General features: G+C 67.3%; 16 protein-coding genes and 1 pseudogene. 8 read left to right on the forward strand and 9 right to left on the reverse strand.

Features of this window, described 5'->3' with window-relative positions; translation table 11 throughout:
• Nucleotides 1-18: 18 nt before the first annotated feature.
• From gyrB to rpsT, 6 genes are all read right to left on the reverse strand, one after another.
• Nucleotides 19-2,454, reverse strand: coding sequence for a DNA topoisomerase (ATP-hydrolyzing) subunit B (gyrB, locus tag AC0L6G_RS14355; protein ID WP_473252515.1), 2,436 nt, complete (start codon nt 2,452-2,454; stop codon nt 19-21).
• A gap of 143 nt (nt 2,455-2,597) precedes the next feature.
• Nucleotides 2,598-3,719: a DNA replication/repair protein RecF gene (gene recF, locus AC0L6G_RS14360; protein WP_293827256.1), complete on the reverse strand. Its 1,122-nt coding sequence runs from the start codon at nt 3,717-3,719 to the stop codon at nt 2,598-2,600.
• A gap of 9 nt (nt 3,720-3,728) precedes the next feature.
• On the reverse strand, nt 3,729-4,856 hold the full coding sequence (locus AC0L6G_RS14365; protein WP_293827258.1) for a hypothetical protein: 1,128 nt from the start codon (nt 4,854-4,856) through the stop codon (nt 3,729-3,731).
• The gene (gene dnaN, locus AC0L6G_RS14370; RefSeq protein WP_293827259.1) at nt 4,849-5,967 is read right to left on the reverse strand and encodes a DNA polymerase III subunit beta; all 1,119 of its coding nucleotides are present in this window, start codon (nt 5,965-5,967) and stop codon (nt 4,849-4,851) included. Before dnaN ends, AC0L6G_RS14365 begins: the two co-directional genes overlap by 8 nt.
• A 193-nt stretch (nt 5,968-6,160) precedes the next feature.
• Complete coding sequence (gene dnaA, locus AC0L6G_RS14375) at nt 6,161-7,633, reverse strand: chromosomal replication initiator protein DnaA (RefSeq protein WP_473252516.1); 1,473 nt, start codon at nt 7,631-7,633, stop codon at nt 6,161-6,163.
• Between the two features lie 451 nt (nt 7,634-8,084).
• Nucleotides 8,085-8,354 (reverse strand): 30S ribosomal protein S20, encoded by a 270-nt coding sequence (gene rpsT / locus AC0L6G_RS14380; RefSeq protein ID WP_087120755.1) that lies wholly within the window; start codon nt 8,352-8,354, stop codon nt 8,085-8,087.
• A 339-nt stretch (nt 8,355-8,693) separates the two neighbouring features.
• Between rpsT and AC0L6G_RS14385 the strand changes: the two genes are divergently transcribed.
• From AC0L6G_RS14385 to AC0L6G_RS14400, 4 genes are all read left to right on the forward strand, one after another.
• Entirely contained in the window at nt 8,694-11,372 is a 2,679-nt protein-coding gene (locus tag AC0L6G_RS14385) for a TonB-dependent receptor (protein WP_473252518.1), read from the forward strand.
• A 235-nt stretch (nt 11,373-11,607) separates the two neighbouring features.
• Nucleotides 11,608-12,321: a 2,3-diphosphoglycerate-dependent phosphoglycerate mutase gene (gpmA, locus tag AC0L6G_RS14390; protein WP_473252519.1), complete on the forward strand. Its 714-nt coding sequence runs from the start codon at nt 11,608-11,610 to the stop codon at nt 12,319-12,321.
• A complete protein-coding gene (locus AC0L6G_RS14395) occupies nt 12,318-12,947 on the forward strand; it encodes a bifunctional diaminohydroxyphosphoribosylaminopyrimidine deaminase/5-amino-6-(5-phosphoribosylamino)uracil reductase RibD (RefSeq protein WP_473252520.1) in 630 nt (209 codons plus the stop codon). The genes gpmA and AC0L6G_RS14395 overlap by 4 nt, the downstream gene beginning before the upstream one ends.
• A 72-nt stretch (nt 12,948-13,019) precedes the next feature.
• Nucleotides 13,020-14,291 (forward strand): pentapeptide repeat-containing protein, encoded by a 1,272-nt coding sequence (locus AC0L6G_RS14400; RefSeq protein ID WP_473252521.1) that lies wholly within the window; start codon nt 13,020-13,022, stop codon nt 14,289-14,291.
• Between the two features lie 6 nt (nt 14,292-14,297).
• On the opposite strand, the gene metK is transcribed toward AC0L6G_RS14400, so the two are convergent.
• Nucleotides 14,298-15,503 (reverse strand): methionine adenosyltransferase, encoded by a 1,206-nt coding sequence (gene metK, locus AC0L6G_RS14405; RefSeq protein WP_473252522.1) that lies wholly within the window; start codon nt 15,501-15,503, stop codon nt 14,298-14,300.
• 156 nt (nt 15,504-15,659) lie between these two features.
• Here metK and AC0L6G_RS14410 point away from each other — a divergent pair, with 156 nt between their 5' ends.
• A complete protein-coding gene (locus AC0L6G_RS14410) occupies nt 15,660-16,106 on the forward strand; it encodes a helix-turn-helix domain-containing protein (protein ID WP_473252524.1) in 447 nt (148 codons plus the stop codon).
• Between the two features lie 30 nt (nt 16,107-16,136).
• Nucleotides 16,137-16,478, forward strand: coding sequence for a hypothetical protein (locus AC0L6G_RS14415; protein ID WP_473252525.1), 342 nt, complete (start codon nt 16,137-16,139; stop codon nt 16,476-16,478).
• A 235-nt stretch (nt 16,479-16,713) separates the two neighbouring features.
• On the opposite strand, the gene AC0L6G_RS14420 is transcribed toward AC0L6G_RS14415, so the two are convergent.
• Nucleotides 16,714-16,851, reverse strand: coding sequence for a hypothetical protein (locus AC0L6G_RS14420; RefSeq protein WP_293827266.1), 138 nt, complete (start codon nt 16,849-16,851; stop codon nt 16,714-16,716).
• Between the two features lie 107 nt (nt 16,852-16,958).
• Between AC0L6G_RS14420 and AC0L6G_RS14425 the strand changes: the two genes are divergently transcribed.
• Nucleotides 16,959-17,309 carry a hypothetical protein gene (locus AC0L6G_RS14425; protein WP_293827267.1) on the forward strand — a complete coding sequence of 117 codons (351 nt, stop codon included), beginning with the start codon at nt 16,959-16,961 and terminating at the stop codon, nt 17,307-17,309.
• 19 nt (nt 17,310-17,328) lie between these two features.
• Here the strand turns inward: AC0L6G_RS14425 and AC0L6G_RS14430 are convergent, their stop codons facing one another.
• Nucleotides 17,329-17,682, reverse strand: a complete 354-nt coding sequence (locus AC0L6G_RS14430; RefSeq protein ID WP_291539937.1) for a helix-turn-helix domain-containing protein — start codon at nt 17,680-17,682, stop codon at nt 17,329-17,331.
• Between the two features lie 134 nt (nt 17,683-17,816).
• Between AC0L6G_RS14430 and AC0L6G_RS14435 the strand changes: the two are divergent.
• Nucleotides 17,817-17,939: pseudogene (locus AC0L6G_RS14435) on the forward strand (integrase core domain-containing protein); the annotation flags it as partial.
• Nucleotides 17,940-18,101: the final 162 nt, after the last annotated feature.

Raw genomic sequence — 18,101 nt, forward strand, 5'->3', positions numbered from 1 at the left:
GCCGCGCCCTTTCGGGGTTCAGACGTCGACGGCGGCGTCCAGGGCGTTGTCCTGGATGAACTCGCGGCGGGGTTCGACCACGTCGCCCATCAGCTTGGCGAACAGGTCGTTGGCGTCCTCCTCGTGCTCGACCGAGACCTGCAGCAGGGTGCGGGCGTTGACGTCCAGCGTCGTCTCCCACAGCTGTTCCGGGTTCATCTCGCCCAGACCCTTGTAACGCTGGATGGCCAGCCCCTTCTTGCCGGCGTCCAGCACGGCGTTCAGCAGGTCCAGCGGCCCGCGGATGTCGGTGGACTTGTCCTTGCGGCGATAGACGGCCGGGGCGGCGAAGACGCCGTCGAAGGCGGCGGCGCGTTCGGCCAGGCGACGGGCGTCCAGCGAGCGGATCAGGGTCTCTTCCAGGACGATGGTCTCCTGCACCGCGCGGCGGGTGCGGGTGAACACCACGGCGCCCTGTTCGCCCGGCGCGCCGGCCCATTCGCCGTCGCCTTCCTCGGCATAGAGGTTCAGACGCGCAGCCGCCGCGATCGAGCCGGCCGCCAGGTCAGCGTCGTCGGCGAACAGGCCGGCCAGTGCCGATTGTTCGATGGCGAAGGCCGGGGCGCGCTGGCTGAGGCGATCCACGCCCGCCTTGAACGCCTTGGCCTCGCGCACCAGCGTCTGCAGGTCCAGGGCCATGCGCCGCTCGCCGGTGGACAGGTCCAGCTCCGCCTCGGACGAGCCTTCCTCGATCAGATAGGCGTCCATCTCGGCCTGATCCTTGAGGTAGCGGCTCTGCTTGCCCTTGGAGACCTTATAGAGGGGCGGCTGGGCGATATAGACGTGCCCGCGCTCGATCAGCTCCGGCATCTGGCGATAGAAGAAGGTCAAGAGCAGGGTGCGGATGTGGGCGCCGTCGACGTCGGCGTCCGCCATCAGGATGATCTTGTGATAGCGCAGCTTGTCGGCGTTGAAGTCGTCGCGGCCGATGCCGGTGCCCAGCGCCAGGATCAGGGTGCCGATCAGGTCCGACGACAGCATCCGGTCGAAGCGGGCGCGCTCGACGTTCAGGATCTTGCCGCGCAGGGGCAGGACGGCCTGGTTCTCGCGGTTGCGCGCCTGTTTGGCCGAGCCGCCGGCTGAGTCGCCCTCGACGATGAACAGTTCGGATTTGGCGGGATCGCGTTCCTGGCAGTCGGCCAGCTTGCCCGGCAGGCTCGAGATCTCCAGCGCGGACTTGCGGCGGGTCAGGTCGCGGGCCTTGCGCGCGGCCTCACGGGCCGAGGCCGCCTCGATGATCTTGGCCACGACCTGTTTGGCCTCGACCGGGTGTTCCTCGAACCAGGTCGACAGGCCCTCGGTGCACAGGGCCTCGACGGCCGGACGCACTTCGGACGAGACCAGCTTGTCCTTGGTCTGCGAGCTGAATTTGGGATCCGGCACCTTGACCGACAGGACGCAGGTCAGGCCTTCGCGGGCGTCCTCGCCAGACACCGAAACCTTCTCCTTCTTGCCGGCGCCCGAGCTTTCGATATAGCCGCCCATGACGCGGGTCAGGCTGGCGCGGAAGGCTGACAGGTGGGTGCCGCCATCCCTTTGCGGGATGTTGTTGGTGAAGCACAGCATGGTCTCGTGGTAGCTGTCGTTCCACCACAGGGCGAGATCCAGCTCGATCCCCTCCTTCTTACCGCGAATGACGATGACGTCTTTCAAGAGCGGCTGTTTGGACTTGTCCAGGTGACGCACGAAGGCCTCGACCCCGCCCTCGTAATGCAGGGTGACATCGACCGGCTCGGCCCCGCGCAGGTCGGCCAGCCGGATGACCACGCCCGAGTTCAGGAAGGCCAGTTCCCGCAGGCGGTGTTCCAGCGTCTTGAAGTCGAAGTCGATGTGGCTGAAGGTCGTCAGCGAGGGGAAGAAGGTGACTTCCGTGCCGCTCAGCGGCTGGCCCGCCTTGTCGCCGGTCTCGCGGATCGGGGCGTCGCCGGTGACTTCCAGAGACTTGACCGTGTCGCCGCGCTCGAAACGCATCTCGTGCTGCTTGCCGTCGCGATAGATCTTCAGCTGCAGCCAGTCGGACAGGGCGTTGACCACGGATACGCCCACGCCGTGCAGGCCGCCGGAGACCTTGTAGGAGTTCTGGTCGAACTTACCGCCCGCGTGCAACTGGGTCATGATCACCTCGGCCGCCGAGACGCCTTCGCCCTCGTGGATGCCGGTGGGAATGCCGCGCCCATTGTCGGTCACGGTGACAGAGCCGTCGGCGTTCAGGATGACCTGGACCAGGTCGGCATGGCCGGCCAGGGCCTCGTCGATGGCGTTGTCCACCACCTCATAGACCATGTGGTGCAGGCCGGAACCGTCGTCGGTGTCGCCTATGTACATGCCGGGGCGTTTGCGCACGGCGTCCAGGCCCTTGAGAACCTTGATGGAATCGGCGCCGTATTCGGGCTGGTCGGCAATCGGATCGGTCATGAAATCGTTGGCTCAGAAGTCCCGACCGGGACGGGGAGAAGAGGCCGCGCTGGGCGCTCGAATCGACCACGGGATCGCACCGCGTCGAAGCCGCCAACATATAGGAAATTTCGACGAAAAAGCGAGGATTTCCGCGTCGAAACCTAGTCGCCTGCCAAGGTTCCGCCCGCGACGCGGACGAACTGGGCGCGGCCTTTCAGACCGGCGAACAGGTCGCGCTCGGTGCCCGTCATGAAGGCCTGCAGGTTCAGGGCCGCGATCTCGTCGAACAAGGCCGCGCGCCGGGTTTCGTCCAGGTGGGCGGGAGCCTCGTCCAGCAACAGGACGGGCGGCGCGGCCTGGTGCGACAGGCGGGCGATCTGGGCCAGGATCAGGTTCAGGACCAGGGCCTTCTGCTCGCCCGACGAGCCCTCGGCGGCGGGTCGCCGTTTCTCGCGGTGCACGGCCGTCAGGTCGGTGCGGTGCGGTCCGAACAGGGAGCGGCCGGCGGCGCCGTCGCGGGCGCGGGCCTTGGACAGACCCTCGCGGATGGCGGCGGCGATCTCGTCTTCCTCGGCGCCCGCTTCGGCCATCCGTTCGGCGGCGCCGTCCAGACCCAGGTCGGCCTGGGGGAAGGGGCGATCGCTGCGCGCGTCGATGGCGGCCTGAAGGGCGTGCACGGCGGTGACGCGGGCGAGGGCGGCGCGGGCGCCCGCCTCGCCCAGACGACGCTCCAAGGCGTCGAGCCAGACGGGGTCCGCCTCGCGCCCGTCCTGCGCATCGTTCAGCAGACGCAGCCGTTCGCGCAGGGCCTTTTCATAGACGGAGACGCTGGCGGCGTGATCGGGATCGGCGGCGAAGACCAGCCGGTCGAAGAATCTCAGCCGCTCGGCGCGCGCGTCCGAGAACAGCCGGTCCTGTTCGGGCGTCGCCCAGACGGGACGCAGATAATCCAGCAGCCGCCCCGGCGGCGCCGTCTCGCCGTCTATCCGCACAATACGCCGCGCCGCCCCCGCCGTCTGGACGCCCGTGCCCAGCCGCGTCTCGTCGTCCAGTTCGACCATGACGGCCCAGGCGCGGCCCACTGCCTCGCCCGGTTCTCGTCGGCCCATTTCGGCTGCAGTCGCGCCGCGCAGCCCCTTGCCGGGGGTCAAGAGGCTGATGGCCTCCAAGAGATTGGTCTTTCCCGCCCCGTTCGGCCCATGCAGCACCACCGGCCCGGAGGTCATCTCCAGCCGCGCGCTCGCATAGGAGCGGAAGTCCGTGAGGGTTAGAGACTGTATCAATCTGTCTGCTCAGCCGGCGCCGTACCGACGAAGCCATTCGTCAAACGTATCGCGAAGGTCGCGCACGGAACCTTGCCACCCCATGCCTAGCGACGCATCCATGTCGAGCGATGGCTTTTGCCAACTTTCGACATCGGCCACGCTGGGTCGATAGCGCCAGCCGACATGTTCGCGATTGTTGTTCGAGTCTTGAGCGATTCCGAAGGCCTCGACATCTTTCCAACGGATGAATCGGACCCCCGCTTCATCACTGATGGTGAAGCCTGATGGGACCAACACAATGGTCGGCTTTAGAATAAAGCGTCGCGTCAGAAGATAGCCCACATAGCCCAACCAGAGCGCCATTGCGGCATACAACAGAGCGACCAGCCAGAACGACCAGTTGCCTGCCACACTCGTCCACACCGTCAGCGCCTGCCCGCTCGGACTCGCTAGCGCCGTGATCCAGATTGGAAAGGCGAACAGCGCGAAGAAGCAGCACCAAATCCCTATCAGAGGGCCAACCGCCTTTCGTGTATCTGCACGCACTATCAAAGATGACGGAAGGTCTGGTCCGTCTTGACGAATGTTGGAAGGGGGCACGCCTCCCTCTTCTGGGAAGACGAAGGTGCTGGAATGGCGAGATCTCCAAGCCTCCAGCGCGATGCAAAGGGCGTCCGGCCCACCTTGCCAGCCTCGGCCGAAATCGCCGTCCATCGTCGTCGCGGCTGAACTCTTTACGCGTCTTTCGGTATGGACATCGCCGCTGTAGTCCCATCCGACTACGCCTTCTTGCCCCATCACGGGTGTTTCGACACGGAACTTGCTCACCCGTTCCCAAAGAAGCAAATGCTTCCGGCCGTTGATCCGAAAGCGGAGGCCGCGCTCATTGGGGACGATATAATCTCCCCAGAATAGGGATCGTATCGCTTCGCCGCATAAGGCGAGCAATACCAAACCGGGCGCAGCGGCTGTGACCGCGTCGGAAATGGAACCCGTCAAGGCGCGCAGGAGCTCTTCGCGGCCTTCAAGGCTGGAAAGCCAAGCGAAAATACCGATGTAGGCGCCAAGGCCCAAGAATGAGATCGCGAGGGGAGCCCAAATCCTCCACCTCGCTTTTCTGATCACCGTTTCGCCATGCTCATGGCTGTCAGACACGCAGCGGCATCAGCACGTACTGCACGCCCGGATCGCCCGGATCGAGGACCAGGGTCGGGCTGGCCGGGTCGGCGAAGCGGAAGGCGGCGTTCTCGCCTGTGATCTGGCCGGCGACGTCCAGCAGATAGCGGGCGTTGAAGCCGATCTCGAACGGTTCGTCGGAATAGCCGATCTCGACCTCTTCCTCGGCCTGGCCGGCTTCCATGTTGCGCACGGTCAGCTTCACGCGGTCGTTGTCGAAGGCCAGTTTGACCGACCGGCTCTTCTCGGCCGAGATGGTGGCGACGCGGTCGACGGCCTTGGCGAACAGGGCGTTGTCGATATCGGCCTGTTTGTCGTTGCCGCGCGGGATGACGCGCAGATAGTCGGGAAAGGCGCCGTCGATGACCTTGGAGGTCAGGCTGGCCTCGCCCATCTGGAAGCGGATCTTTTGGGCCGAGACGGTGACTTCCACCGGGCCGCCGGCGTCGTCCAGCAGGCGGCGGACCTGATCCACGGTCTTTCTCGGCACGATGACGCCGGGGCCGCCGGCCGCACCCTCGGGCGCCGGGGTCTCGGCCAGGGCCAGGCGGTGGCCGTCGGTGGCCACGGCGCGCAGCAGGGGGATGCCCTGTTCGGCGACCGTGTGCAGATAAAGGCCGTTCAGATAGTAGCGGGTTTCCTCGGTCGAGACGGCGAACCGGGTCTTGTCGATCAGCCGGGCCAGGTCCTCCTTGGGCAGGACATAGGCGGCGCCGGCGCTGTCGGCGGACATGACGGGGAAGTCGCCCGCTGGCAGGACCGGCAGGTTGAATCGCGACCGTCCGGCCGAGACGACCAGGCGAGGATCGTCGCCCGAATAGAGTAGGGAGACCTCGGCGCCTTCCGGCAGCTTGCGCACGATTTCGTACAGGGTGTGGGCGGGCGCCGTGATCTGGCCCTCGACCTGAACCTGGGCCTCGGCCTCGTCGACCATCTCCATGTCCAGGTCGGTGGCCGCGAAGGCCAGACGGTCGCGGCCCGCGCTCAGCAGGACGTTGGACAGGATGGGAATGGTGTTTCGACGTTCGACGACGCTCTGCACATGGCCCAGGGCCTTCAGGAGCGCGGATCGTTCGATGGTCAGTTGCATGTCGTCTCGCCCGGCGCGACCGACTCGGACAGGTCGCGGTTAAGTGACCTGGGACACTAGCGGATTAGGCGCGGGCTGCAAGGAAGTGGCGAGCGGTTAGTGACGAGCAGCAAGTGGATATTGGGGGCCATTCGGCAGGACGAGAGTGTTTCTCCTCGCTCGCCACTCGCCCCTAACCGCTCGCCACCCGAAATCAACCTCGCAGCTTGCGGGTCAGGGCCTCGACGTCGCGGGCGATCTGGTCGTCCTGGGGCATCAGCTCCTCGATCTTGCGCACGCCGTGCAGGACCGTGGTGTGGTCGCGTCCGCCGAAGCGGCGGCCGATGTCGGGATAGGACCGGGTCGTGTGCTGTTTGCACAGATACATGGCGATCTGGCGCGGGCGGGCGACCGAACGGGTGCGGCGCTCGCTCAGCAGGTCGGCCTGTTTCATGTTGAAGTGGTCGGCGACCGTCTTCTGAATCTCGTCGACCGTGATGCGACGCTCGGGGCCTCCCCGCAGGGCGGCCCCCAGCAGGGTCGAGGCCTCGTCCACCGACACCGACGACAGGCGCGAGCCGGCCGCGGCGGCCAGGGTGTTCACGGCGCCCTCGAGCTCGCGCATCGAGCCCGGCGTGCGGTCCACCAACTGGGCCAGCACCTCGGGCGCGGCCTCGCCCTGGACGACGCCCAGGGCCGACAGGGCCTTCAGGCGGTTCCGGGCCACGGCGATCTTGAGTTCGCGGTCGCCCGCCTCGACCGGGCAGGTCAGGCCGGCGGCGAGGTGGCTGCGCAGGCGCGGCTCGACCTCGGTCAGGGCCATCGGCGCGCGGTCGGCCGAGAAGACGATCCGTTTGCCGTCCTCGATCAGGGCCGTCAGGGTCGACAGCAGTTCTTCCTGGGTCGAGGTCTTGCCGCCCACGAACTGCACGTCGTCCAGCAGCAGCATGTCGGCCGAGCGCAGGCTTTCCTTGAAGGCGGCGGTCGAGCGGTCCTGCATCGCCTTGACGAAGGTCGACAGGAAGCGTTCGGCGGTCAGATAGACCACCTTGGCCTGGGGTCGCAGGCGCTGAGCCTCCCAGGCGATGGCGTTCAGCAGGTGGGTCTTGCCGTAGCCATAGGGGCCGCAGAAAAAGACCGGGTTGAAGTGGCCGTCCGCCCAGCTGGCCACCTGTTTGGCGATGGCCAGGGCGAAGGCGTTGCCTTGGCCCTCGACGAAGCTGTCGAAGGTCAGCCGGTCCTGAAGGCCGGCGGCGCGCACGGCGCGGGCGCCGTCGGCGCTGATCGAGACGGCTCCCACCGGAGCGGGCGTCGCGAAGGCGGCCAGACGCGGCGCGGCGTCCACCACGTTTCCGGCCGCAAGCGCCGAAGCCGGCGGGGCCGATCCCACCTCGGCGCGGCAGCGGACTTCCAGCCGGCGCGACAGGCCGTCCAGGCCCAGCCACAGCTCGTTCATGCGGCGCAGGGCGTTCTTGCGCACCCAGTCGCGGGCATAGGCAGTGGGCGTGACCAGGATCAGATGCCCGGCGTTGTCCAGGCGTACGGCCGAAGGGGCGATGTAGGACGAGAAGGGGCCGTCGCCGATCTCGGCGCGCAGACGCACCGAGGCCTCGCTCCAGATGCGGTCCGGGTCCGTCAGTCCCGACGTCTTCGTTCCGCCCGTCATCGCCGTTGCGCCCCCAACCATCTTGCCCGCCCAGTTCAAACCAATCCGACCTTTCGCGCTTCAGGGCGATGGTTCAGGGACGACTTCTCCTGCGCCGAAAAGCGATGCTTTTCGGACGGGGCCCGAACTCCTGGACAGACATCTCCCGCCGACGCGAAACATAAGCCCCGCGCCGTCTTCATCCGTATTGGGATGGAAGTGCGTTAGAGGCCAAAACTTACGCCGAGAGCCGGGTGGGTCAACGCTGATTCGTTGGTCGATTCGCAGTTAAATTGTTTGACTCCGTCAAACCCTGATCCTGCTTGGAATTTTCGACGGATCGCCGCTCGCCGACCTCGGATCTGGTTTTCGTGGCTTAGCGCCGGAACGCGAAACGGCGAAGAAGCAGATGCTTCTTCGCCGTTGTAATCGCTTGGCAATCCCGTAACGAAACAGCGACAGCTGTTCCGTTCGCGGTAGGATTAATTTGGGCTCAGGCGGCCGACAGCTTCTTCAGCTGGGCGGCCAGGCGCGACACCTTGCGCGAGCCGGTGTTCTTGTGAACGACGCCCTTGGAGACGGCGCGCATCAGTTCGGACTGGGCCTCGACGAAGGCCGCCTTGGCCACCGCGGCGTCGCCGCCGGCCAGAGCTTCCTGGAACTTGCGCAGATAGGTGCGGACGCGCGAGCGGCGCGCCTTGTTCACTTCGGTACGCGCTTCGATCTTGCGGATCGCCTTGCGGGCGCCGGGGTTGTTGGCCATGTCAAACCTTCGAACGGAAAACGCCGCGGAGCACACGTCCACGGCGCGGAAATCTCAAGAGGGCGGGCCTATAGCGGAAAGCCCGCGGACGGTCAACGCGGAGTCTTCGCGCGCCGTCTCTCGGGTTGGATGCGCCGTTCTTGTCCGCAAGGCGGCCGCGATCACCCGCAGGGCGCGCGCCAACTCAGTTCAACGCGGCTGATCGCCCATTCCGTCGCGGCTTTTTCGAGGGTGTTGAAAGCCGGCAACGCTTTCTGAAACTTCATGAATTCGGTCGTTTTCCGGCCACGTTTGTCACGTCCCACGGAGGTCTGAAATCTTCTCCCGGACCATCGTTCCATGACCCAGACCGCGCTTCTGCTTCTTGCGCTGGCCCCCGCCGCCGCCGTCCAGCCCGCCGCCGAACCGACGCCGGTTCAATCGACCGCCTCGCCCCAATCCCAGCAGGATACGCCGACGGTCGTCCTGCCCGACGTCGAGGTCACGGCGGCGCGTCGCGGCGTGGCCCTGGGCGGACAGGAGCCGATCGTCTCCTACGACACCGCCCAGATCCAGGCGTTCGGCGCGACCAACATCGGCGAACTGGTGACGCTGCTGGAGGCCCAGACCCGCAGCGCGCGGGGCGGCTCGCCGGTCTTCCTGGTCAACGGCCGGCGCATCTCCGGCTTCCGGGAAATCCGCGGCATTCCGCCCGAGGCCATTGAACGCTTCGACATCCTGCCGGAAGAGACCGCCCTGTCCTATGGCTACAGCGCCAACCAGCGGGTGGTGAACATCGTGCTGAAGGCCGACTTCAAGTCGCTGACCGCCTCGGTCAACGTCAGTCGGCCGGAACAGGGCGGTCGCACGACCACCACCAGCGAGAACAACGTCCTGCGCATCGCCGGGGCGGACCGCTGGTCGCTGGACATCAACGGCACGACCGCCAACACCCTGTTCGAGACCGAGCGCGACATCGACCGCGCCAACGCCGGCGCCCTGTTCGATCTTCGCGGCAACATCGGCGGCCTGAACGGCGGTCAGATCGACCCGGCTCTTTCAGCCTTGGCGGGATCGAGCGTCGTCGTCGCGGGCGTGCCGGCCGTCGCGGCGGGTGGGGCGACGACCCTGTCCGACTTTCTCTCGACTGCGGGGGTGGCCAACACCGGCGATTTGAACGCCTACCGCACCCTGTCGCCCCAGACCGATCAGGCCTCCATCGCCGGAACCTACAAGCACGACCTGAACGACAAGGTCGGCATGACCCTCAGCGGCAGCATCGAAGACGCCAGCAGCTTCAGCTATCTGGGCTTGCCCGGCGTCGCCCTGACCCTGCCGGACGCCAATCCCTTCTCGCCGTTCGGCGACGACGTCCTGCTCTATCGTTACGTCGACCGGCCCGACGCCCTGACACGCCAGACCGACACCCGCACCATCGGCCTGGGCACGGTGTTCGACGGGTATGTCGGCGACTGGCGCTGGACCGCCACGGGGGACTACAGCCGCGTGCGGACCGACACCTCGACGGGTCGCGGCCTGGACGCCACGGTCTTGCAGGCGGCGATCACGGCCAACGACCCGAGCGTCAATCCGTTCGCCGACATCGACGGCCGCGTGACCGAACGGGCGCGCGACACCGCCCATTCGACGGCCCAGACCCTGAGCGCCGAACTGGTGCTGAATGGTCGCCCATTCGAACTGCCGGCGGGCGAAGCGACCTCGACCTTCAAGGTCGGCGCGGGCCGTCAATCGCTGGATTCCGAAAGCGTGCGTTCGGGCGTCTCGACCGACCGGTCCCAATCGCGCGACCAGGGCAGCGTCCAGGCCAACTTCGACCTGCCCATCTCCAGCGTCGAACGCGGCGTCCTGCCCAAGATCGGCGATCTGTCGGCCAATCTGAACCTGGCCTATCAGGAGCTGTCCGATTTCGGCGGCGTCTCGACGGTGGGCGCGGGGCTGAATTGGTCGCCGGTCCAGCGGCTGGCGCTGTCGGCCAACTATTCGGACGAAGGCAAGGCCCCCACGGTCCAGCAGCTGAACGATCCGACGGTCGCCACGCCCAACACGCCCGTCTTCGACTTCAACACCGGCCAGACCGTCGAAATCACCCAGATCACCGGCGGCGATCCCAATCTGAAGGCCGAGGATCGCCGTATCCTGAAGCTGGGCGTCAACTGGCAGCCGGTGTCGGACAAGGACTTCCGTCTGAACCTGGCCTATACCCGCACCGAGGCGGACAACGAGATCGCCAGTTTCCCCGCCATTACGCCGGACCTGGAGGCCGCCCTGCCGGATCGGTTCGTGCGCGACGCCGACGGCGATCTGCTGTCCATCGACGCCCGCCCGCTGAACTTCTTCAAGCGCGAGCAGCAGGACGTTCAGTGGGGCTTCAACTTCTCGCGCCCGTTCGGCCAACCCAGCGCGCCAGCGGCGGCGAGCGGCCCCGGCGGTCGGCCCGGCGGCGGCGTGATGATGATGGGGCCTGGCCCGGGCGGACCTGGCGGCCCCGGCGGCCGGCTGCGCGGTTCGCGCGGACCCGGAATGCAGCCGGGGCAGGGGATGTTCAACCTGTCGCTGACCCATACCTGGCGCGTCCAGGACGAGGTGACGATCCGCGACGGCCTGGCGCCGCTGGACCTGCTGGACGGCGATTCCATCTCGGGATCGGGCGGCCAGTCGCGTCACGAGGTCCAGTTGCAGACCGGACTGTTCAGGAACGGCCTGGGCGCCTTCGTCAACGCCAATTGGCGCTCGGGCACGACGGTGAATGGCGACGCTGTGGATTCGCCCGATCTGGACTTCTCGGGCCGCACGACGGTCAACATCTTCGCCTTCGCGGATCTGACCCAGCGCGCGTCCTGGGTCGAGCGTTTCCCGATCCTGAAGGGCGCGCGCATCGGCTTCGGGATTCAGAACATCTTCGACGACCGCGTGTCCGTCACCAGCAGCGACGGATCGACCCCGGTCAACTATCAGTCCGACTATCTGGACCCGCAGGGCCGCGTCTTCCGCATCAATCTGCGCAAGATCCTGTTCTGATCCAGACCGGAGCCGCCTAGGGCCAGACGACGGCGACCGCGATCATGACGGCGGCGGCGCCGAAGGCCAGGGCGAAGAAGGTGCGGTCGGACATGGCTCCTGGTTACGCCCGCGCGGCGACGGCGACAAGTAACCGCGCGACCGTTCGCGCGGCGCCGGCGAACCTTGACCGACTTCTGACGGCGGCCTACCCCGCAGGGGACCGACCGCCCCGGAACGACCCAAGGACGACCGAATGCCGCGCCTGATCCTGCTTCGCCACGGCCAGAGCCAGTGGAACCTCGAAAACCGCTTCACCGGCTGGGTCGACGTGGACCTGACGGCGGAGGGCGAGGCCCAGGCGCGTCGGGGCGGCGAACTGATCGCCCAGGCAGGGTTCAAGCCGGCGGTTATGTTCACCTCGGTCCTGACGCGCGCCAAGCGCACCGGCGCCCTGGCCCTGGAGTCGGCCGGCCTGAAGGACATCCCCGTGATCGAGGACTGGCGCCTGAACGAGCGCCACTACGGCGGGCTGACGGGGCTGAACAAGGCCGAGACGGCCGAGAAGCATGGCGAGGACCAGGTCAAGATCTGGCGCCGCAGCTATGACGTGCCGCCGCCGCCGCTGGCGCCGGGCGGCGAGTTCGATTTCAACGTCGACCCCCGCTACGCCGGCAAGGCCATCCCTGACACCGAGAGCCTGAAGAGCACGCTGGACCGGGTGAAACCCTATTGGGACGCCGAGATCGCCCCGCGCCTGAAGGCCGGCGAGGACGTGCTGATCGCCGCCCACGGCAACTCCCTGCGCGCCATCGTCAAGCTTCTGTTCGATGTGCCGGACGACAAGATCGTCGGCGTCGAGATTCCGACCGGCAATCCGCTGGAGATCGACCTGGACGCGGCGCTGAAGCCGACAGCCGCCCGCTATCTGGATGCGGATCGGGCCGAAGCCCTGCCCGAAGCGTCATGAGCTGGAGCGACGCCGACCGCGGCTTCATGGCCCAGGCCATCGAATTGGCGCGGGGCCGTATGGGCGAGACCTGGCCCAACCCCGCCGTCGGCTGCGTCATCGTCAAGGACGGCCGCGTCGTCGCCCAGGCCGCGACCGCGCCGGGCGGCCGGCCCCACGCGGAGGAGCAGGCCGTGCCGGCGGCCGGTCCCGACGTGGTCGGCGCGACCGTCTATGTCACGCTAGAGCCGTGCGGGGCGCGGTCGTCGGGCCGCAAGTCCTGCGCCCATTTCCTGACCGAGGCCGGAGTTGCGCGCGTGGTCATCGCCTGCCTGGACCCATCGCCTTTCGCCGCCGGACGCGGCACCGAACGCCTGCGCGCCCGGGGGCTGGCGGTCGAGACCGGCCTGATGTGCGAAGAGGGCGAGGCCCTGTGCGAAGGCTTTCTGCACCGGCTGGAAACCGGCCGCCCGATGGTGCGGGTCAGCCAGGACGGCGAGGGTTTCGACGGGCGTTTCGTCGCCTCGCCCAAGGCCGATCTGGTCACGGAGCTGAAGCGGCTGGGCGAGGCGGGCTACACCCGCCTGTGGACCGGCCCCGGCGAACTGGCCGACGCCCTGGCCGAGCAGGGGCTCCTGACGCGCTGAGGCCGGACGTCCGGTCGAGACAAGCGTCTGTCGTTCAAGGCTTTCTTAAGCGAAACGTCCTAAGCTGATCCGATGGCCCTGGCTGCGGAACCCATCGTGAGACGACGCCTGACGCAGGCGGAGCTGGACGTGGTCTGCGCCCGGCACGACCGCCTGTTCCAGGCCCGCCCCGGCGGCGCCCGCGCGGTCTTCGCCTGGATGGACCTGTCGGGCCTCAGCCTGAAGGGGCGCAACCTGGCGGACGCCGACTTCGCCGCCGCCTGCCTGGAGGGCTGCGACCTGACCGGGGCCAAGCTGGACAACGCCAACTTCTTCGGCGCGGACATGCAGGACGCCATCCTGGCCGAGGCCAGCCTGCGGCGGGCCGATCTGCGTGGCGCCTGCCTGCGGGGCGCGGACCTGTCGGGCGCCGACATGTTCGAGGCGGACCTGCGCGAAGGCGCGATCGCCGCCGCCGACGCCAAGCTGGGCTTCAAGGTCATCGAGCCGCGCCATCGCGACGAAACGGAGGCCAGCGGCGCCTGTCTGGCCGGCGCCAATCTTCAACGCTCGAAGATGTCGGGCGTCATCGCCATGAAGGCCGACTTCTCCGGCGCGGTGATGAAGGACTGCAAATTGGTGCGGGCCAATCTGAAACAGGCCGACTTCCGCGGCGCGGACCTGGCCGGGGCCGACCTGTCGGGGGCGGACCTGTCGGGCGCCGATCTTCGCGACGCCATCCTGGTGGGCTGCAAGACCACCCTGTGGCGCGCCGACGGGGCGGACATGCAGGGCGCGCTGACGGACAAGCGTTCGGCCTGTGAATCCGTCGATCGGATGCCAGCGGCCGAAATGCTGCGCGAACACGCCCGCTGGTGCGAGACCGGCGGCGTCGCGGGCCAGCCGTCCGTGTTCGACGGGGTCGATCTGCGCCCGCTGAAATCCATCACCGGACTGAACCTGACGGCCCTGTCGGCCAGGGGCGCGGTCTTCTACGGCCTGGACATGGAGGGGGTGCAACTTCAGGGCGCCCAGCTCGAGAACGCGGATTTGCGCTCGGCCCGGCTGCGTCGCGCCGACCTGCGCGGCGCCCGTTTGCGCGGGGCGCGCCTGAACGGCGCGGATCTGCGAGAGGCGCAACTGGGGCCGCTTCTGATCGCGGCGGACCGTCTGATGCCGGCCGATCTGACCGGGGCCGTGCTGCGCGGCGCGGACCTGTCGGGCGCGGACCTGAAGCGGGCGGTGCTGGCCGGGGCCGACCTGGGCCGGGCGATCCTGCACGGCGCCCAGACCCGCCAGATCGACCTGACCGAAGCCAATTTGACGGGCGTGCGCGGCCTGATCCTCGACGACCAGGCCGCCTGACGGGTTTCAGGCCAGGGCCTTCAGCTTTTCGACCAGGTCGGTCTTTTCCCAGCTGAAACCGCCATCGGCGTCGGGCGCGCGGCCGAAGTGGCCATAGGCGGTGGTGCGGGCGTAGATCGGCTTGTTCAGGCCTAGGTGCTGGCGGATCGCGCGCGGCGTCGCGCCGCCGATGAGGTCCAGGATCTTGTCCTCCAGCACCGCTTCGGCGATCTTGCCCGTGCCGTGCAGATCGACGTGGATCGATTGGGGCTTGGCCACGCCGATGGCGTAGGAAATCTGGATCGTGCAGCGGTCCGCTAGGCCGGCGGCGACCACGTTCTTGGCCAGGTAGCGGCAGGCGTAGGCGGCCGAACGGTCCACCTTGGTCGGATCCTTGCCCGAGAAGGCGCCGCCGCCATGCGGGGCCGCTCCGCCATAGGTGTCGACGATGATCTTGCGCCCGGTCAGGCCGGCGTCGCCATCCGGCCCGCCGATCTCGAAGATGCCGGTCGGGTTGATGTGCCAGACGGTGTTCTCGTCGGTGAAGCCTTCCGGCAGCACGTCGAGGATGTAGGGCTTCACGATCTCGGCGACCTGTTCCGAGCTCAGCCCCTTGGCGTGCTGGGTCGACAGAACGATGGAGGCGGCGCGCTTGGGCTTGCCGTCCTCGTACTCGATCGTGACCTGGCTCTTGGCGTCCGGCTCCAGCTGCGAACCGCCGGCGTGGCGCACCTCGGCCAGGCGCTTGAGGATGTTGTGGCTGTACTGCAGCGTCGCCGGCATCAGTTCGGGCGTCTCGTTGGAGGCGTAGCCGAACATGATCCCCTGGTCGCCCGCGCCCTCGTCCTTCTCGTTTGTCGAATCGACGCCGACGGCGATGTCGGCCGACTGGGCGTGCAGGTGGCAGGCGTATTCCGCAGTTTCCCAGTGGAAGCCGTCCTGCTCGTAACCGATATCCCTGACCGCGGCGCGGACCAGCGGCTCCAGGCTGTCGATGATGCTCTGGGTGAAGGCTTCGTTCTGTTCCCTGGTGTTTCCCGGCTGGGTCGCCCGGACCTCGCCGGCCAGGACGATGCGCTGGGTCGTGACCAGGGTCTCGCACGCCACGCGGGCCTCGGGGTCCTTGGCCAGGAAGGCGTCGACGACGGTGTCCGAAATCCGATCCGCGACCTTGTCGGGATGCCCTTCGGAAACGCTTTCCGAGGTGAAGAGGAAGGAGGAACGAGCGGCCAAGAGAGGCTCCTGTCAGTGTCAGCGGGCCAGACATATAAAGATATGCTTATATCTTCAAGTGATCTGACGATGGTCCTGCTTCATTACGTTGCGCATGCCGTGCCTAGGCGGCTGACACCTTCCGGAAATACGGTAAAGAGGGCCGGAGGGGATCGGATGCCTGACAGCCTGACGACGAGAGAAAGCGAATGCGTCCATCTGGCCGGCCAAGGCCTGGAGGACAAGGAGATCGCTGCGCGTCTCGGCATCTCGCCGCGCACCGTCGGAAACCATCTGCATCACGCCTACGCCAAGTTGGGCGTCTCGGACCGCAAGCTGGCTGCGCGCAGGCTGAGTAGCGCCTACTCAGAGGCGTCGATACTCATGTCCGAACCCGTCGAAACCGGGTCTGTTGATCCGGCGTCGGTCGAACAGTCGATCGACGACAGCGCCGATGTCCCTGCGTCCTGGCTGCTGCCGCCCCCGCCCCGCGGGATCGGCCCGCGGCTGGGGATCATGACCGCCGCCGCCGTCGTCGCCCTGCTGCTCGCCATCGGGATCGTGACGGCAGGCATGGTGGTTCCCTCCCTGTTCGACCGGATCGCTCCCGAGTGGACCCGCTGACGCGGATATCATTCTGAAGGATCGGACCAAATGAAGAATATGCAGGTTGGGGTCAGGGTCGCACGGCAGGTCCGCACGGCGGAACACGCGATTGACCGGGCCATGATCGAGGTTTGCCGCCTGGTTCAGACCTCGCTGGAAGGCCGGGTCGAAAGCCGCCTGGCCGCCGAGGTGGGCCAGGCGGCCATCGAACACATCATCGCGGGCCTGGGCCAACTGGCCACGGTGCGCGCCAGCGTCGTCGCCGGCCACGCCGAGCTGGCGACGGTCGCCGACGACCACGGCATCGGCTGGCGCATGGAGGGGATGGGCGAATCCAAGACTGATCCCAAGCCGACCGCCCGCCTCGACATCGTCAAGCTGGCCGCCTGATCGGACGCGGCCGGGTGCCTTCGCCGCTCTGGATATTCGGCACGGGCCTGACGGTCGTCGCCTTGTGTCTGCTGGTCTGGAAGGGCCGGCGGCCGGAACGCGAAGCCGCCTTGGGCCTCTTCCTGGCCCAGCTTCTGTCGATCTGGGTCGATCATCTGGTCATCGGCCAGTTTCGATGGGCGGTCGCGGCGATCTCGCTCGGTCTGCTGATCCTGCTGGTCCGACTGGCCCTTCGCTACGATCGCTGGTGGCTGCTGATGGCCGCCGGCGCCCAGCTGTTGGCCTTCATCACCCATCTGTCCTCGCTGGTCGGTCCCGGCGCCCTGACCTGGTCCATCGTCACCGCGCGCATGACCGTCTGGGTCGAGATCATGCTGTTGGCGATCTTCGGGGTGTGGGAGGCGCGTTCCGCGCCCTACGCCCGCTCATTCACCGCTGCGGGCCAAGCCCGGCGGCGTTCGCACTCAAAGGACTTGAACCATGATCACCGAACCCCTCGAAGGCTTCCTGCCTCTTTTCCGCTCGTGGTTCGACACCGCCGCCATGGCCGAAAAGGTCGGCGTTTCGGGCAGCCCCGAAAACCTGCTGGTCGAATTGGACCTGGGGCCGATGGTGGAGGCCGAGCTGCGCCTGCTCAACCACACGCCCGCCAATGCGGCCGAGGCGGCCTGCATGCTGGAAGTCGTGCGCCAGAACATGGGCGACGGCGGCCGTTCGGACGGGCTGGATTTGCGCGCCGTCGCCGCCGTCCAGCGCTGGCTGGCCGATCAATCGACGAACGAAGCCGAAGGCCAGCCGGTGGAACGGCTGCTGCGTCGCGCCCGGGTCTGACCTGGGGGACGGCGGGCGATCAGCCGTGCAGTCCTTTGGCGACGGTCAGCAGGGCGTCGCGCTGAGCGGGGTCCTGAATGCCGCGGAAGGCGGCCAGCAGTTCGGCGACGCCCGGGGCGGCCAGCGCAAGCTCGTCTCCCTCCGCCGTCTCCAGTTCACCCAGCAGGGCCGCGCCGGTCGATTTCAGAACCGAGGCGATCTGCAGCAGTCGCGCCGCCGAGACGCGATTGACGCCCCGTTCGTACTTCTGAATCTGCTGGAAGGTCACGCCCGCGCCGGCGGCCAGCTGCGCTTGGGTGATGCGAAGTTCTTCTCGACGCGCGCGGATGCGTCCGCCGATTGCGATGTCTACGGGATCAACTGCGTCGTTCATTTCGGCCTACGGTCAGATCTGATGCGGTGCCAAGGCCCCAAAACGCCCCCGGCGTCAAGCCAAAGCTCGCAAACCCGACGGGCTCCACCCGCATCGATGTATAAGTGCACAACCCGGAATATTTTTTGTGTCGCCGCCCGTCGGACAACGCCTTCATCGAGGCCTTCAACGGCAGCTTACGGGCCGAGCGCCTGAACGCTCACTGGTTCCTGACGCTTGCAGATGCGGCCGAAACGTTGGAGTCCTGCCGCAGAGATTTACAACGAAGTCTTGCCTTGCGCGCCAGAAACTTCCGTCTGCGTCGTGCATTGATGCGGCGACGGCGGAAGGCTGCGGGCGCCCGCCGATATCTTTGTTCGACCGATGCGGAGAGTTCGATGAGACGCTACGCTTCCGGCCGGATCGCTCCGGCCTTCCTG

It is taken from the genome of Brevundimonas sp. D3-1P, from assembly GCF_055809335.1.

Coding starts and splice junctions, on each gene's coding strand:
- AC0L6G_RS14400 (WP_473252521.1), top strand. CDS start 13,020: ATGGCCCTGGCTGCGGAACCCATCGTGAGACGACGCCTGACGCAGGCG.
- AC0L6G_RS14410 (WP_473252524.1), top strand. CDS start 15,660: ATGCCTGACAGCCTGACGACGAGAGAAAGCGAATGCGTCCATCTGGCC.
- AC0L6G_RS14430 (WP_291539937.1), bottom strand. CDS start 17,682: ATGAACGACGCAGTTGATCCCGTAGACATCGCAATCGGCGGACGCATC.
- AC0L6G_RS14395 (WP_473252520.1), top strand. CDS start 12,318: ATGAGCTGGAGCGACGCCGACCGCGGCTTCATGGCCCAGGCCATCGAA.
- AC0L6G_RS14425 (WP_293827267.1), top strand. CDS start 16,959: ATGATCACCGAACCCCTCGAAGGCTTCCTGCCTCTTTTCCGCTCGTGG.
- gyrB (WP_473252515.1), bottom strand. CDS start 2,454: ATGACCGATCCGATTGCCGACCAGCCCGAATACGGCGCCGATTCCATC.
- gpmA (WP_473252519.1), top strand. CDS start 11,608: ATGCCGCGCCTGATCCTGCTTCGCCACGGCCAGAGCCAGTGGAACCTC.
- rpsT (WP_087120755.1), bottom strand. CDS start 8,354: ATGGCCAACAACCCCGGCGCCCGCAAGGCGATCCGCAAGATCGAAGCG.
- AC0L6G_RS14420 (WP_293827266.1), bottom strand. CDS start 16,851: ATGATCTCGACCCAGACGGTCATGCGCGCGGTGACGATGGACCAGGTC.
- AC0L6G_RS14385 (WP_473252518.1), top strand. CDS start 8,694: ATGACCCAGACCGCGCTTCTGCTTCTTGCGCTGGCCCCCGCCGCCGCC.
- AC0L6G_RS14415 (WP_473252525.1), top strand. CDS start 16,137: ATGAAGAATATGCAGGTTGGGGTCAGGGTCGCACGGCAGGTCCGCACG.
- dnaN (WP_293827259.1), bottom strand. CDS start 5,967: ATGCAACTGACCATCGAACGATCCGCGCTCCTGAAGGCCCTGGGCCAT.
- dnaA (WP_473252516.1), bottom strand. CDS start 7,633: ATGGTTGGGGGCGCAACGGCGATGACGGGCGGAACGAAGACGTCGGGA.